Source organism: Janthinobacterium sp. P210005 (assembly GCF_036231865.1).
Taxonomy (GTDB): Bacteria; Pseudomonadota; Gammaproteobacteria; order Burkholderiales; family Burkholderiaceae_D; genus Janthinobacterium; species Janthinobacterium kumbetense.
This window is the reverse complement of record NZ_JAZARC010000003.1, coordinates 131,498-146,546: the sequence shown is the minus strand read 5'-3', so window position 1 is coordinate 146,546 and position 15,049 is coordinate 131,498. Positions and strand designations below refer to the sequence as shown.

General features: G+C 64.6%; 12 protein-coding genes. 7 read left to right on the top strand and 5 right to left on the bottom strand.

The genetic code is table 11. The features are described from left to right. Nucleotides 1-9: 9 nt before the first annotated feature. Nucleotides 10-1,719, bottom strand: a complete 1,710-nt coding sequence (locus tag VPH40_RS14335; protein ID WP_328573750.1) for a molecular chaperone HscC — start codon at nt 1,717-1,719, stop codon at nt 10-12. Next, a complete protein-coding gene (locus tag VPH40_RS14330) occupies nt 1,719-3,716 on the bottom strand; it encodes a DNA topoisomerase IV subunit B (protein WP_077408539.1) in 1,998 nt (665 codons plus the stop codon). The genes VPH40_RS14335 and VPH40_RS14330 overlap by 1 nt, the downstream gene beginning before the upstream one ends. A gap of 463 nt (nt 3,717-4,179) precedes the next feature. On the opposite strand from VPH40_RS14330, the gene kdpF reads away from it, so the two are divergent. From kdpF to VPH40_RS14295, 7 genes are all read left to right on the top strand, one after another. Continuing rightward, a complete protein-coding gene (gene kdpF / locus VPH40_RS14325) occupies nt 4,180-4,269 on the top strand; it encodes a K(+)-transporting ATPase subunit F (protein WP_034746483.1) in 90 nt (29 codons plus the stop codon). Continuing rightward, nucleotides 4,269-6,074 carry a potassium-transporting ATPase subunit KdpA gene (gene kdpA, locus VPH40_RS14320; protein ID WP_328573749.1) on the top strand — a complete coding sequence of 602 codons (1,806 nt, stop codon included), beginning with the start codon at nt 4,269-4,271 and terminating at the stop codon, nt 6,072-6,074. The genes kdpF and kdpA overlap by 1 nt, the downstream gene beginning before the upstream one ends. A gap of 9 nt (nt 6,075-6,083) precedes the next feature. Continuing rightward, nucleotides 6,084-8,162, top strand: a complete 2,079-nt coding sequence (gene kdpB / locus VPH40_RS14315) for a potassium-transporting ATPase subunit KdpB (RefSeq protein ID WP_328573748.1) — start codon at nt 6,084-6,086, stop codon at nt 8,160-8,162. 10 nt (nt 8,163-8,172) lie between these two features. Then, a complete protein-coding gene (gene kdpC / locus VPH40_RS14310; RefSeq protein ID WP_328573747.1) occupies nt 8,173-8,748 on the top strand; it encodes a potassium-transporting ATPase subunit KdpC in 576 nt (191 codons plus the stop codon). A 58-nt stretch (nt 8,749-8,806) separates the two neighbouring features. Further along, on the top strand, nt 8,807-11,548 hold the full coding sequence (locus VPH40_RS14305) for a DUF4118 domain-containing protein (RefSeq protein ID WP_328573746.1): 2,742 nt from the start codon (nt 8,807-8,809) through the stop codon (nt 11,546-11,548). Next, nucleotides 11,545-12,243, top strand: coding sequence for a two-component system response regulator KdpE (kdpE, locus tag VPH40_RS14300; protein ID WP_328573745.1), 699 nt, complete (start codon nt 11,545-11,547; stop codon nt 12,241-12,243). Before VPH40_RS14305 ends, kdpE begins: the two co-directional genes overlap by 4 nt. Nucleotides 12,244-12,374: 131 nt before the next feature. Continuing rightward, a complete protein-coding gene (locus VPH40_RS14295; RefSeq protein ID WP_328573744.1) occupies nt 12,375-13,130 on the top strand; it encodes a TorF family putative porin in 756 nt (251 codons plus the stop codon). A gap of 54 nt (nt 13,131-13,184) precedes the next feature. Here the strand turns inward: VPH40_RS14295 and VPH40_RS14290 are convergent, their stop codons facing one another. The 3 genes from VPH40_RS14290 to VPH40_RS14280 are packed head-to-tail and all read right to left on the bottom strand — an operon-like array spanning nt 13,185 to nt 15,038. Beyond that, a complete protein-coding gene (locus VPH40_RS14290; protein ID WP_328573743.1) occupies nt 13,185-13,694 on the bottom strand; it encodes a cobyrinic acid ac-diamide synthase in 510 nt (169 codons plus the stop codon). 10 nt (nt 13,695-13,704) lie between these two features. Continuing rightward, nucleotides 13,705-14,742: a 4-hydroxy-tetrahydrodipicolinate synthase gene (gene dapA, locus VPH40_RS14285; protein WP_328573742.1), complete on the bottom strand. Its 1,038-nt coding sequence runs from the start codon at nt 14,740-14,742 to the stop codon at nt 13,705-13,707. Further along, nucleotides 14,739-15,038: a hypothetical protein gene (locus tag VPH40_RS14280; protein WP_251350252.1), complete on the bottom strand. Its 300-nt coding sequence runs from the start codon at nt 15,036-15,038 to the stop codon at nt 14,739-14,741. The genes dapA and VPH40_RS14280 overlap by 4 nt, the downstream gene beginning before the upstream one ends. Nucleotides 15,039-15,049 lie beyond the last annotated feature (11 nt).

Sequence of the window (15,049 nt, the reverse complement as noted above, 5' to 3'; positions counted from 1 at the left end):
GCCGTCCATTTACAGGAAGCTCTCGCTCTCGACCTGGCGCAACACCTCGTCGAGCGCCTGGCGCGCCTTGCGGATGGTGCTCGGGTCCTGCGTTTCCAGCGCCGCCTGGAAATTGGCCGTGTGCGCCGCCAGGTATTGGCGCACGTCGCCGAGCGACTGTTCATACAGGCGGTCGGCGCGCGTGACCAGGGTGCGGTTTTCCATCTGCTCGCGGGGGTGGATCTTCAGGTCGGCCAGTTCCGCAAAGCGCTGCTCAATTTGTTCCGGCGTCATCACGCCCGCATTGTCGCTGATGACCATCTTGTGCTTTTCCTGCGTGGCCAGCACCGTCACTTCCGCTTCCAACACGCCGCTGACGTCGTAGGTAAAGCGCACGTCGATGCCGATCTCGCCCGCCTTTTTCGCGGGTATCGGGAAGCTGATCTTGCCGAGGAAGACGTTGTCGGCCACCAGGCGCGACTCGCCCTGGAAGATCGCCACGTTGATTTCCTTCTGGTTGTCGTAGATGGTGGTGATGTTTTCCGTGCGCGAGACAGGCACCACGGAATTGCGCTCGATGATGGGCAGGTAATGCCCGCCTTCATACTGGTTCGCGCCGACCTGGCGCGAAATCGAAATGCCCAGCGAATACGGCGCCACGTCCGTCATGACCACTTCGTCGAGGGCGGAGTCGCGCATCTTGAGGCCCGCCTGCACGGCGGCTCCCAGTGCCACGGCTTCGTCCGGGTCCAGGTGGATGGCGGGGAAGCGGCCGAACATGCGCGAGACGAGTTTACGCACCAGCGGCATGCGCGTGGCGCCGCCGGCCAGCACCACTTCATTCAATTCCGCGGCGCGGATGGTGGCGTCGCGCAGCGCCCGCTCCACGGGCAGACGCAGGCGGGCCAGCAGCGGTTCGCACAGCTGCGCCAGCTTGTCTTCGTTGATCTCCCAGCTGTATTCCTTGTCCTGGTAGCGCGTGGCCATGCGCACGGACGGCTGTTCCGACAGCAGGCGCTTGACGCGTTCGGCTTCATCGCGCAACAGCTGCTGCTGGCGCGGGTCGAGCAGGCGGACGCCGACAGCGTCGCGCAGGCCGCTGCCTTCCAAAAAGGCGTCGACCAGCACGGTGACGAAGTCTTCGCCCCCTAAAAAATTGTCGCCAGCCGAGGCGCGCACTTCCATCACGCCTTCGAACAGCTCCAGGATCGACACGTCAAACGTGCCGCCGCCCAGGTCGAAGACGAGGAATTTGCTTTCCTGTTCCTTGTCGCGGATGCCGTAGGCCAGCGCGGCGGCCGTCGGCTCGTTCAGCAGGCGCTCCACGCGCAAGCCCGCCAGTTGTCCCGCGATGCGCGTGGCTTTGCGCTGCGCATCGCTGAAATACGCGGGCACCGTAATGATGGCTTCCTCGACCTTGTGCCCCAAAAAGGCTTCGGCATCTTCCTTCAGCGCGCGCAGCACCATCGACGACAGTTCTTCCGGACGGAATTGCTGCGTGCCGAGGGTGATCTTCTTTTCGCTGCCCATGTAGCGCTTGAAGACGGCCGCCGTCAGCTGCGGGTGCGTCTGCAGGCGCTCGCGCGCGGCGCGGCCCACCAGCACGGTGCCGTCGTCATCGATGCTCACGCACGACGGCGTCAGGTGTTCACCAAGCGCATTCGGGATGATGGAAGCCTTGCCGTCGCGCCAGATGGCGACCAGGCTGTTGGTGGTGCCCAGGTCGATGCCGATGATCATCAGATATCCGCCTCCGCTTCATTGCCGTGTTCTTCGATCCAGGCGCGGCGTCCTGCCGCCTCGCCTTTGCCCATCAACATATTGAAGCGGGAGGCCGAGGCCATGTGGTCGACTTCACCGAGCGTGACGGGCAGCAGACGGCGCGTGTCCGGGTTCATCGTCGTTTCCCACAGCTGCTCGGCGTTCATCTCGCCCAGGCCCTTGAAGCGCGAGATCGACCAGGCGCCCTGTTTCACGCCTTCCTTGCGCAGCTTGTCCTCGATGGCGAGCAGTTCGCCGTCGTCGAGCGCATAGATCTTCTGCATCGGCTTCTTGCCGCGCGCGGGCGCATCCACGCGATACAACGGCGGGCGGGCGATGCAGATGTGACCCTTGTTGATCAGGGCCGGGAAGTGCTTGAAGAAAAGCGTCAGCAGCAGTACCTGGATGTGCGAGCCGTCCACGTCCGCATCGGACAGGATGCAGATCTTGCCGTAGCGAAGGCCGGACAGGTCGGGCGAGTCGCCCACGCTGTGCGGATCGACGCCGATGGCGACCGCGATGTCGTGGATCTCGTTATTCGCGAACAGGCGGTCGCGGTCCGTTTCCCACGAATTCAAGACCTTGCCGCGCAGGGGAAGAATTGCCTGGAATTCCTTGTCGCGGCCCATCTTGGCTGAACCGCCCGCCGAGTCGCCCTCGACGAGGAACAGTTCATTGCGCGTGATGTCCGACGATTCGCAGTCGGTCAGCTTGCCCGGCAGGACGGCGACGCCCGAGGATTTTTTCTTTTCCACTTTTTGCAGCGAGCGCTGGCGCGATTGCGCCTGCTTGATCACCAGCTCGGCCAGCTTCTTGCCGTAGTCGACGTGCTGGTTCAGCCACAGTTCCAGCGGCGGCTTGGTGAAGGTCGAGACGAGGCGCACGGCGTCGCGCGAGTTCAGGCGTTCCTTGATCTGGCCCTGGAATTGCGGGTCCAGCACCTTCGCCGACAGCACGAACGAGGCGCGCGCGAACACGTCTTCCGGCAGCAATTTGACGCCTTTCGGCAGCAGCGAGTGCATTTCGACGAAGTTTTTCACGGCGCCGAACAGGCCGTCGCGCAAGCCCGATTCGTGCGTGCCGCCATTCGAGGTGGGGATCAGGTTGACGTACGATTCGCGCACGATGGCGCCTTCTTCCGTCCACGCCACGACCCAGGCCGCGCCTTCGCCCTCGGCAAAGCCTTCCGAGTCCGGACCCGCATACTGCGCGCCTTCGAACAGGGGAATCAGGGTTTCGCCATTCGATACCTGCGCCAGCGTTTCGGTCAGGTAGCCGCGCAAGCCTTCCGCGTACTGCCAGGTTTGCGTATCGCCCGTTTTCGCGTTGGTGAGGGTGACGGTCACACCCGGCAGCAGCACGGCTTTCGAGCGCAGCAGGCGTTGCAGCTCGGTTTGCGAGATGTTCGGCGAATCAAAGTATTTGGCATCGGGCCAGGCGGTGACGCGCGTGCCTGACTTCTTGCCGTCGCGCGGGGCGGGGCGGGAGCTCAGGGGCTCGATCACGTCGCCGTTGGCAAACACCATATGGTGCAAGCCGTTGCCGTCGCTTTCCTTGCGCCAGACGGTGATTTCCAGGCGCGTCGACAGCGCATTGGTGACGGACACGCCGACGCCATGCAAGCCGCCCGAGAACGCATAGGCGCCGCCCGAACCCTTGTCGAACTTGCCGCCCGCGTGCAGCCGCGTAAACACGATTTCCACCGTCGGCACGCCTTCTTCCGGATGCAGGCCGACGGGAATGCCGCGGCCATTGTCTTCGACGGTGATGCTGCCATCCGTGTTTTGCGTCACGGCGATATGCGTGCAGTGACCGCCCAGCGCCTCGTCGGAGGCATTGTCGATCACTTCCTGAATGATGTGCAGCGGATTTTCAGTGCGGGTGTACATCCCCGGGCGCTGCTTGACGGGTTCCAGTCCTTTCAGGACACGGATGGATGATTCGCTGTAGTCGGATGCTGGTTTTTTAGTGGCCATACGTGTTCAAGCTAAGTAAAGACAGTGGTTGGAACGCCAGGCCAGGGCACTGCGGGGCGCAGTGACAGCGGCGGCGATAACTGTATAAATATACAGTATATCCCGTCCAGCGTCACTGGGGGAGGGCAGTGCGGCAGGCTTGGCGTCCTTGTGCGGACGCTCGCGCATTCTATCTTGTCCCGCGAGCAATAGCGCTACTCCAAGGCAACAACAGTGCGCTGCGCGCGTGGTTTGGCGCCCATTGTGAAGGATTTTATGCGGTAAAGCGCCCGTTTTTACATCTTGTTTACAGCTGCCTCCCCAGTCTTTACGAATTTTTTAGACCCTTTTGGCTAATCTGCTCACTATCAAAACAAACCTGAATGAGGGTGGGAATGGATCTCGTGTATCTCGGCTTGATTGCCGTGTTTTTCGTCGTGGCGGCCGGCTTTGCCGTCGCCTGCGACAAATTAGGGAGCGTCAAATGAACGCGTTTTATGTGCTGGGCGCCGTCGTGTCGGCTGGCCTGCTCGTGTACCTGCTGGTCGCGCTGCTGAAGGCGGAGGAACTGTGATGACGACGCAATCGATATTGTTATTGGTGGCTTTCCTGGCCGTGCTGCTGGCCGCCGGCTATCCGCTGGGCCTGTATATGGCCAGGGTGGCCGGCGATGGCCCCGTGCGCGGCCTGGGCTGGCTGCAAAAGCTGGAAAACCTGCTGTACCGCTGGTCCGGCCTGCCCGCCGACAAGGCCATGGGCTGGAAAAGCTATGCCATCGCCCTGATCGTCTTCAATACCGTGGGCGCCGTCTTCGTCTACGGCCTGCAGCGCCTGCAGGGCTTCTTGCCCTTGAATCCCCAGGGTCTCGGCGCCGTCAGCCCCGATTCCTCGTTCAATACCACCGTCAGTTTCGTCGCCAATACCAACTGGCAGGGCTACGGCGGCGAACAGACCATGAGCTACCTGACCCAGATGCTGGGCATGGCATGCCAGAACTTCTTTTCGGCGGCCACCGGCATCGCCGTGATCTTCGCGCTGGTGCGCGGCTTCGCCTCGCGCTCGGGCAAATCGATCGGCAATTTCTGGGTCGACCTGGTGCGCTCGACTCTGTATATCCTGCTGCCGCTGTCCCTGGCCCTGTCCGTCGTCTTCATGGGCGAAGGCATGATCCAGAATTTTTCCGCCTACAAGGAAGTGACCCTGCTCGACCACGTGGCGTATGAAACGCCGAAAGTGACGGCCGACGGCCAGCCCGTGCTGGATGCCGCCGGCAAGCCCATGATGGAAGCGCAAGTGGCGGCCACGCAGACGATCGCCATGGGCCCTGTCGCGTCGCAGGAGTCGATCAAGCTGCTGGGCACGAATGGCGGCGGCTTCTTCAATGCCAATTCCTCGCACCCGTATGAAAACCCCACCGTGCTGTCGAACTTCCTGCAGATGCTGGCCATCTTCATCATCCCCGCCGGCCTGTGCTTCACCTTTGGCCGCATGGTGGGCGACATGCGCCAGGGCTGGGCCGTGCTGGCCGCCATGACCTTGATCTTTGTCGTCATGACGGCCGGCGTGATGAGCGCCGAGCAGCAAGCCAATCCCGCCTTGCAAGGCCTGGGCCTGGACCAGCAGGCCAGCAGCCTGCAATCGGGCGGCAATATGGAAGGCAAGGAAACGCGCTTCGGCATCAGCTCCTCGACCCTGTTCGCGGCGGTGACGACGGCCGCATCGTGCGGCGCCGTCAATTCCATGCACGACTCCTACATGCCCCTGGGCGGCATGGTGCCGCTGCTGCTGATGCAGTTCGGTGAAGTGATCTTCGGCGGCGTGGGCACGGGCCTGTACGGCATGCTGATGTTCGCCATCCTGGCCGTCTTCATCGCCGGCCTGATGATAGGCCGCACGCCTGAATACCTGGGCAAAAAAATCCAGGCCTATGAAATGAAGATGGTGTCGCTGGCCATCCTGATTACGCCAGCCCTCGTATTGACGGGCACGGCGATCGCCGTGATGGTCGAACCGGGCAAGATCGGCGTGGCCAATCCGGGCGCGCACGGCTTCTCGGAGATACTCTACGCCTTCACGTCGGCGGCCAACAACAACGGCAGCGCGTTTGCCGGCCTGTCCGCGAACACGCCGTTCTACAACGTGATGCTGGCGATCGCCATGTGGTTCGGCCGCTTCGGCGTGATCGTGCCCGTGCTGGCGGTGGCCGGTTCGCTGGCGGCCAAGCAGCGCCTGTCGGCCAATGCCGGCACCATGCCCACGCACGGCCCCATGTTCATCGGCTTGCTGATCGGCGTTGTCGTACTCGTCGGCGTTTTGAATTACGTTCCCGCGCTGGCCCTGGGCCCGATCGTCGAACACCTGCAACTTTTCATCAAATAAGAGGCTACCATGTCACGCACAAGCCTGACTTTGTTCGATTCCGCACTGATCGGCCCTGCCGTCGTCGATGCGTTCAAAAAACTCGACCCCCGCACGCAGTGGCGCAGCCCCGTGATGTTCGTCGTCTACGTGGGCAGCATCATCACGACCCTGCTGGCCATCCAGGCCCTGAATGGCCAGGGTGAAGCGCCATTCGGCTTCATCGTCGCCGTCGCCGTGTGGCTGTGGTTTACCGTGCTGTTCGCGAACTTCGCCGAGGCGCTGGCCGAAGGCCGCAGCAAGGCGCAGGCGGCGTCCCTGCGCGCCCTCAAGCAAACGGTGATGGCAAAGAAAATGCAAACGCCGAAGTACGGCACTTCCTGGCTGCCCACGCCGGCCACCGACCTGCGCAAGGGCATGACGGTGCTGGTCGAGGCGGGCGACGTCATTCCCGCAGACGGCGAAGTGACGGCCGGCGTGGCCTCCGTCGACGAGAGCGCCATCACGGGCGAATCGGCGCCCGTCATCCGCGAGTCGGGCGGCGATTTTTCCGCCGTGACGGGCGGCACCCGCGTGCTGTCGGACTGGTTGCTGGTGCGCGTTTCCGTCAACCCGGGCGAAGCCTTCATCGACCGCATGATCGCCATGGTCGAAGGCGCCAAGCGCCAGAGGACGCCGAATGAGATCGCCCTGACGATTTTGCTCGTCGCCCTGTCGATCGTCTTCCTGATCGTCACCGTGACCCTGCTGCCGTACTCGCTGTTTTCCGTGGCGGCGGCCGGCAGTGGCACGCCGGTGACCATCACCGTGCTGATCGCGCTGCTCGTGTGCCTGATCCCGACCACCATCGGCGGCCTGTTGTCCGCCATCGGCGTGGCCGGCATGAGCCGCATGATGCAGGCCAATGTGATCGCCACGTCGGGCCGTGCCGTGGAAGCGGCCGGCGACGTGGACGTGCTGCTGCTCGATAAAACGGGCACCATCACCCTGGGCAATCGCCAGGCGTCGAGTTTTGTGCCGGCACCCGGCGTAACGGAGCAGCAGCTGGCCGATGCGGCGCAACTGGCCTCCCTGGCCGATGAAACGCCGGAAGGGCGCAGCATCGTCGTGCTGGCCAAGCAGAAGTTCAATATCCGCGAACGCGAGATGGCCAGCCTGCACGCCACCTTCGTGCCGTTCACGGCGCAAACGCGCATGAGCGGCGTGGACATTCCTGGTGAACAGCAGGTGCGCCAGCTGCGCAAGGGCGCGGCCGATTCCATGAAAAAATATGTGGAAGCGCTGGGCCAGCCGTATCCGGCGGAGGTGGGACGCGCCGTCGACGACATCGCGCGCCGCGGCAGCACGCCGCTGGTGGTGGTCGACGATGGCCGCGTCATGGGTGCCGTGGAGCTGAAGGATATCGTCAAGGGCGGCATCAAGGAGCGTTTCGCGGAACTGCGCCGCATGGGCATCAAGACCGTCATGATCACGGGTGATAACAAGCTGACGGCTGCGGCCATCGCCGCAGAAGCGGGCGTGGACGATTTTCTCGCCGAGGCGACGCCGGAAGACAAGCTGAAACTCATTCGCAGCTACCAGTCCGAAGGCCGCCTCGTTGCGATGACGGGCGACGGCACCAACGACGCACCGGCGCTGGCGCAGGCCGACGTGGCCGTGGCCATGAATTCAGGCACGCAGGCGGCTAAGGAGGCGGGCAATATGGTCGACCTGGACTCGAACCCGACCAAGCTGCTGGAAATCGTTGAAATCGGCAAGCAGATGCTGATGACGCGCGGTTCATTGACGACGTTCTCGATCTCGAACGACATCGCCAAGTACTTCGCCATCATCCCGGCCGCCTTCGTGGGCACCTATCCGCAGTTGAAGGCGCTCGACATCATGCACCTGGCCAGCCCTGCGTCGGCCATCATGTCGGCCGTGATCTTTAATGCCTTGATCATCGTCGTGCTAATTCCGCTGGCGCTGAAAGGCGTGCAGTACCGTGCCATCGGTGCGGCCAGCCTGTTGCGCCGCAACCTGCTGATCTACGGCCTGGGCGGCATCGTCCTGCCCTTCATTGGCATCAAGCTGATCGACGTGCTGCTGTCCGCACTCAATTTAGTCTAAAGGAACCATCATGAGCACTATCGTACGTCCCGCCCTGGTCCTGTTTGCCGCGCTGACCGTGATCTGCGGCGTCGTCTATCCGTTTGCCACGGCCGGTATCGGGCAGCTGGCTTTCAACGATGAAGTCAACGGCAGCATCGTCGAGCGTGGTGGAAAACCTGTCGGATCGAGCCTGATCGGCCAGTCCTTCACCTCGCCCAAGTACTTCTGGGGCCGGCCATCGGCCACCGCGCCGATGGCGAATAACGGCGCCGGTTCGGGCGGTTCGAATCAGGGTCCGAGCAACCCGGCCCTGGTGGACGCCGTCAAGGCGCGCATCGCTGCCCTGCAGGCAGCCGATCCGGGCAATCGCAACCCGATCCCTGTCGACCTGGTGACGGCGTCGAGCAGCGGCCTGGATCCGGAAATCAGCCTGGCGGGCGCCTTGTACCAGGCGCCGCGCGTGGCCCGCGTGCGCGCCATGCCGCTGGCGCAGGTGGAAAACGCCATCGCCAAGGTGCAGAAAACCGCGTACATCGGCTTTTTCGGCGAACCGCGGGTCAATGTGCTGGAACTGAATCTGGCGCTGGATGCGGCCGCGAAGTAAGATGATGCAGGGGCAGAGCCGCCGGTTTTGCCCCTGGTTTTGACATTAAAAGATGCCCATGCTCCCCAACGACAGCCAACGCCCCGACCCTGATGCCCTGCTGGCGCAAGTGCAGGCGCAGGAAAAGAAAGCCGCGCGCGGCCGGCTGCGCATTTACTTTGGCGCCTCGGCCGGCGTCGGCAAGACCTATGCGATGCTGGCCGCCGCCCGCAAATTGCTGGCCGATGGCCAGGACTTGCTGGTGGGCGTGGTGGAGACGCATGGGCGCCAGGATACGGCGGCCCAGCTTGATGGCTTGCCCGTGCTGCCCCTGAAGGCCATCGAATACCGGGGCAAGACCCTGTTCGAGTTCGACCTGGACGAAGCGCTGCGCCGCGCGCCGGCACTGATACTGATGGATGAACTGGCCCATTCGAACGTGGCCGGTTCGCGCCATCCGAAGCGCTGGCAGGATGTCGAGGAATTGCTGGCGGCCGGCATCGACGTGCTGTCGACCCTCAACGTGCAGCACCTGGAAAGCCTGAACGACGTGGTGGGCGGCATCACGGGCGTGCGCGTGGCCGAAACCTTGCCCGACACGGTGTTCGACCGCGCCGACGAAGTGGTGCTGGTCGATATCCCCGCCGATGAACTGCTGCACCGCCTGAAGCAGGGCAAGGTGTATCAGCCGCAGCAGGCGGAGCGGGCGTCCCAGCATTTTTTCCGCAAGGGTAATCTGATCGCCCTGCGCGAATTGGCCTTGCGCCGCACGGCGGACCGGGTGCAGGACGATGTGCAGGCTTACCGCGTCGAAAAATCCATCAATCCCGTGTGGAAGACGGGGGCCGCGCTGCTCGCCTGCGTGGGGCCGCACGCGGGGGGCGAGCACGTGATCCGCAGCACGGCACGTCTGGCCAGCCAGCTGAATGCGGAATGGCATGCGCTATACGTGGAAACGCCCCGTTTGCAGCGCCTGCCGGCGGGCCAGCGCGAGCGCATCCTGAAAACCCTGAAACTGGCGCAGGACCTGGGCGCGCGCACGGCCGTCAATCCGTCCGCCGACATCGCCGGCGCCGTGGTCGAGTATGCACGCAGCGCGAATATCTCGAAAGTCATCGTCGGGCGTGGCCGCGCAGGCGCGCTGGCGCGCCTGTGGCATGCGCCGCCGGCCGCGCGCATGGCAAGCCTGGCACCCGATATCGATCTGATCGAGGTGGGCTTGCCGCCCGCCGATGCGGCGCCCCGGCGCGCTGCTGGCGAAGACGCAGAGGCGCCGCGCCGGTCCTCTCGCCATTGGCGTTACATCCTGGCCGCCGGCGCCAGCTTGGCCACGGCTCTCGCCTCGGTTCCCCTGCAACCCTACCTGGACCTGGCTAATATCGCCATGCTGTCCTTGCTGACGGTGGTGCTGGTGGCCGTGCGCCTGGGGCGCGGGCCGGCGGCGCTGGCCAGCCTGGTGGGCGTGGCTTGCTTCGATTTCGTTTTCGTGCCACCGCGCTTTTCGTTTGCCGTGGGCGATTTCCAGTATGTGATCACTTTTGGCGTGATGCTGGCCGTGGGCCTGATCACGGGCCACCTGACTGCCGGCCTGCGTTTCCAGGCGCGCGTGGCCTCTCACCGCGAAGCGCGCGCCCGGGCCCTGTACGAATTCTCGCGCGAGTTGTCCGGTGTGCTGCAGACAGAGCAGATTTTCGACATCACGAAAAGCGCCATCGAACGCGCTTTCCGCGCGCGCGCCACCTTGCTTTTGCCTGATGACGAGGGCAGCTTGCAAGCCCCGAACGGCGGCGAGCCGCTCGATATCGGCATCGCGCAGTGGGCCTTCGACCATGCGCAGGCGGCGGGGACAGGCACGGATACCTTGCCGGCGTCGCCCATTTTCTACCTGCCGCTGATCGCACCGATGCGCACACGGGGCGTGCTGGCACTGCTGCCGCTCGAGGGCGCACACCGCGGGCGCTGGCTGCTGGTGCCGGAACAGCGCCAGCACCTTGACACCTTTGCCGCGCTGGCGGCCATCGCCCTCGAACGCGTGCATTACATCGACGTGGCCCAGGGCGCGCTGCTGCAGATGGAGTCCGAGCGGCTGCGCAATTCGCTGCTGGCGGCCCTGTCGCACGACTTGCGCACGCCGTTGACGTCGCTGGTGGGCCTGGCCGAATCGCTGGCCTTGTCCCGGCCAGCCTTGTCGCCTGCGCAGCTGGACATGGCGCGCTCGCTGCAATCCGAAACCGTGCGCATGAGCGCCCTGGTGGCGAACTTGCTGGACATGGCGCGCATCGAAAGCGGGCAAGTGCGCCTGAACCTGCAATGGCAGGCGCTGGAAGAAGTGGTGGGCAGCGCGCTGCGCGCCAGCGGTCCGCAATTGCAGCAACATGCCGTGCAGACGCAGCTGGCGCCGGACTTGCCGCTGGTGCGCTACGACGCTGTGCTGATCGAGCGCGTGCTGTGCAACCTGCTGGAAAACGCGGCCAAGTACACGCCGCCCGGCAGCACCATCACGGTCGCGGCCGGGGTGCACGGCCAGTTCCTGCAGGTGACAGTGGCCGATGATGGCCCGGGCTTGCCGCCCGGCCGCGAAGAAGCGATCTTTGAAAAATTTACGCGCGGCGAACGCGAATCGAACAAGCCGGGCGTCGGGCTGGGGCTGGCCATTTGCCGCGCCATCGTCGAAGCCCACGGCGGCACCATCCACGCGCAGCCGCACGCTCCGGGACGGGGCGCCGCCATTGTGTTCAGCCTGCCGCTGGGCACGCCTCCGGCGCCGCCGGAGATCGAGCTCGATGACGCCAACGACCATGAAACAGGAAAACCAACATGAACGAACCTTCCGCCACCGCCCTGCTGGTCGAGGATGAACCGCAAATCCGCCGCTTCGTGCGTGCCGCGCTGGAAGACGAGGGCTGGCAGATTTTCGAATCGGCCACCATGCAGCGGGGCTTGATCGATGCCGGCACGCGCCGGCCCGACCTGATCGTGCTGGACCTCGGTTTGCCCGATGGCGACGGCATCGATTTCGTCGCCGACATCCGCAAATGGTCGGCCGTGCCCATCATCGTGCTGTCGGCGCGGGTCGACGAGCAGGACAAGATTCGCGCGCTCGATGCGGGCGCCGACGACTATCTGACCAAGCCGTTTGGCGTGGGCGAGCTGCTGGCCCGCGTGCGCGCCACCCTGCGCCGCCAGCGCCAGCCTGCCGCCAGCGACGATGGCGTGGTGCAGTTTGGCGACGTGCGCGTCGATTTGAAGGACCGTCTGGTGACACGCAACAAGCAGCTGGTGCACATGACGCCGACGGAATTCCGCCTGCTGTCGGTACTCGTTAAGAATGCCGGCAGGGTGGTCACCAATCCGCAGCTGTTGCGCGAAGTATGGGGGCCGTCGAACAGCGAAAACGGCCACTATCTGCGCATCTACATGGGCCATCTGCGCCAGAAGCTGGAAGCCGATCCGGCCCAGCCGCAGTACCTGCTGACGGAAACGGCCGTCGGCTACCGGTTGCTGCTGCCGCTCTAACACCTGTTATTTCCCTGTTTGAAAACAGGCGCCGCGCGCGCCAGGGGGACGCTTTACCCATTTTTTTGCAGCGGCGGGCCAGCTGCGCCATGTTGGCAAAGGCCCATACCACCCATGAAGAAGAAAAAACCATGAATAAAATGCTACTGGCACTTGCCCTAGCCACCCCCTTCACCGCCTTGACGGGCAGCCTGGCCCACGCGGATGAGGCCAAGCCCGACAACGAAGTCAGTTTCAACGTGGCCGGCGTGTCCGACTACCGCTACCGCGGCATTTCGCAGACGCGTTTGAAACCGGCGCTGCAGGGCGGCGTCGATTACGTCAACAACCCGACGGGCCTGTATGCGGGCGCCTGGGCCTCGACCATCAAGTGGACCAAGGACGCGGGCGGCAGCGGCGACGTGGAAGTGGACCTGTATGCGGGCAAGCGCGGCCAGTTGACCGGTGATATCGGCTATGACGTGGGCGTGCTCGCCTACGTGTATGCGGACAACGGCTTGAAGAATATCGGCCTGGCCAACGCGGACACGCAGGAAGTCTACGGCCAGCTGTCGTATGGTCCCGCCTACGTCAAATATTCGCACGCCGTCTCCAACCTGTTCGGCATCGTCAACAGCAAGAACAGCGGCTACCTGGACATCGGCGCGACCATCGACCTGACGAACGGCTGGACCGGCAACCTGCATGCGGGCCACCAGAAGGTCAGGAACAACGACGCGTCGAGCTATACGGACTGGAAAGTGGGCGTCACGCGCGACTTCGGCTTTGTTTCGGGCGCGCTGGCCGTGATCGGCACGAACGCGGGCAAGTCGGTCTATGCCTCGCCCGTGAATGGCAAATTCATGGGCAAGACGGCGCTGCAGCTGACGGTCAGCAAGACGTTTTAATGGACTGAGTTGACTGAAAGGAGAGGCGGCGCATGCGCCGCCTTTTTTGCGTACTTACGCTGGCAGGTTGAAAACGGCGCAGTACAGCTGCCCCAGTCCCACCACGCGGGCGGAGGGGATCTGCGTGGCCAGCGCATGGGCGGGTGCCGCTTGCGCGTCCGTTGCCAGCAGGACGCGCAGGTCAGGATTGACGCTGCGCGCGTGTGCGATGCGGCGCGCCAGGCCCGCCTGCGCGGCGCCATCGACGACACCGTCGAGCGGCACCACCAGCACGCGCGCGGCGATCAGGGCCGAACGGCTGCCCATGGAGTCGCGGCCTTCGCTGTCGATGACGATGTCGTGGTAGCAGTGCACCAGGTGCTCGAGCTCCGGCTGCAAGCCCTTGGCGCTGATGGCGCGCGCCATCAGGCGCGGCCGCGTCAGGCTGCCGTGCATGGCGCCGTCGTGCAGGTTCCTGGCCTGCGCCATGGCGCCCTGGCGCGGATCGGCATCGAGCAGCAATACCTTGCGCCCGGCCAGCGCGCGCGAGGCGGCCAGCCGTCCGGCCAGGATGGATTTCTCCATGCCCCCGCGTTCATCCGTGATGGCGATGATCATCTTGGCGCACGGCTGGCATGATGTTGGCAGGGGAGACCAGCTGCAGCAGACAGCCTTCGCGCGGCGCATCCCTGTCGCTGGCTGTCCAGACGGGCAGAGCCATCAAGGGCTCGAGTGCCGCGCTCAGGGCGGCCTGGCCGGCGGCGGACATGGGCGTCATCGGCAGGCGCAATGCGTCGCGCACCTTGCCTTGCATGGCCAGCGCCGCCTTGACGGGAGCGGGATTCGGTTCGGCAAATAGCAGGCGGATGACGGGTAGCATGATCTTGAACAGGGCGCCGGCAGCGCCGTGGCGGCCCTGCTTGACCAGATGATATAGCTGCGCATACAGATCGGGACGGACCTGGGCGGCGGCCGACATGGCGCCGTGGCCGCCCATGGACAGGCTGGCCAGCAGCAGCGCATCGTCGCCACACAGGACGTCCAGGCGCGTGTCGAGCAGCAGTTCGCCCAGCTGCTGCAGCTTGCCGCCCGCTTCCTTGATGGCGACGAAGTGCGAGTCGCGCGCCAGCAGCGCGGCGGTCTGCGGTTCGATGTTGACGCCCGTGCGCGCCGGCACGTTGTACAGCACGATGGATTGGTCGGTGGCGGCGGCGATGGCCTGGAAGTGGCGCACGATGCCGTCCTGCGAAGGGCGCACGTACGCGGGCGCGGAGACCAGCAGGCCGGCCAGCGGATGGTCGTTGTAGCGCTGCACCGTGGCGACGACGCCGCGCGTATCGCTGCCGCCGATCCCCATCACGACGGGGAAACGGGGGCCGACGGCCTCGAGCACGCTGTCGAGCAGCATGGTCTGTTCCGCGGCGCTCAGCATGGCCGCTTCGCCCGTGGTGCCGCACACCACCAGGCCATCGATGCCGCCGGCGGCCAGTTCGCACGCCAGTTGCTGGGCGGCGTCGAAGTCGATTTCGCTATCGCCATCACGGAATGGCGTGACCATCGGCACCCAGATGCCCTGGAAGTGCGCGGTGATGCGCATGGATGACATCGCGTGTTCGCAGGCATACTGGTTCATAGCGATTTCCCCTGGCTGATGCGGCCAAATTCCGCCGCCGGCAGCAGGCGCATGACGGCATCCATGGTCAGGCGCAGGGCCGGTTCCGTCACGCACAGCCAGACTTTCATGCGTTCGGCGTGGTCGACTGCCTCGACGCGCATGAACGACAGCATGCCGCCGCAGGTTCGCACGACCAGCTGGCGCAGCTCGGCCAGGCAGGCTTTGTCGACCGTGATATGCATGAGAAAGGTGGGCAGGCGGGGATGGCGGTGGGGCAGGGCTTGATGCGTTTGCTGGCGTGAATGGGGTTCCATGGTGGCTTTGC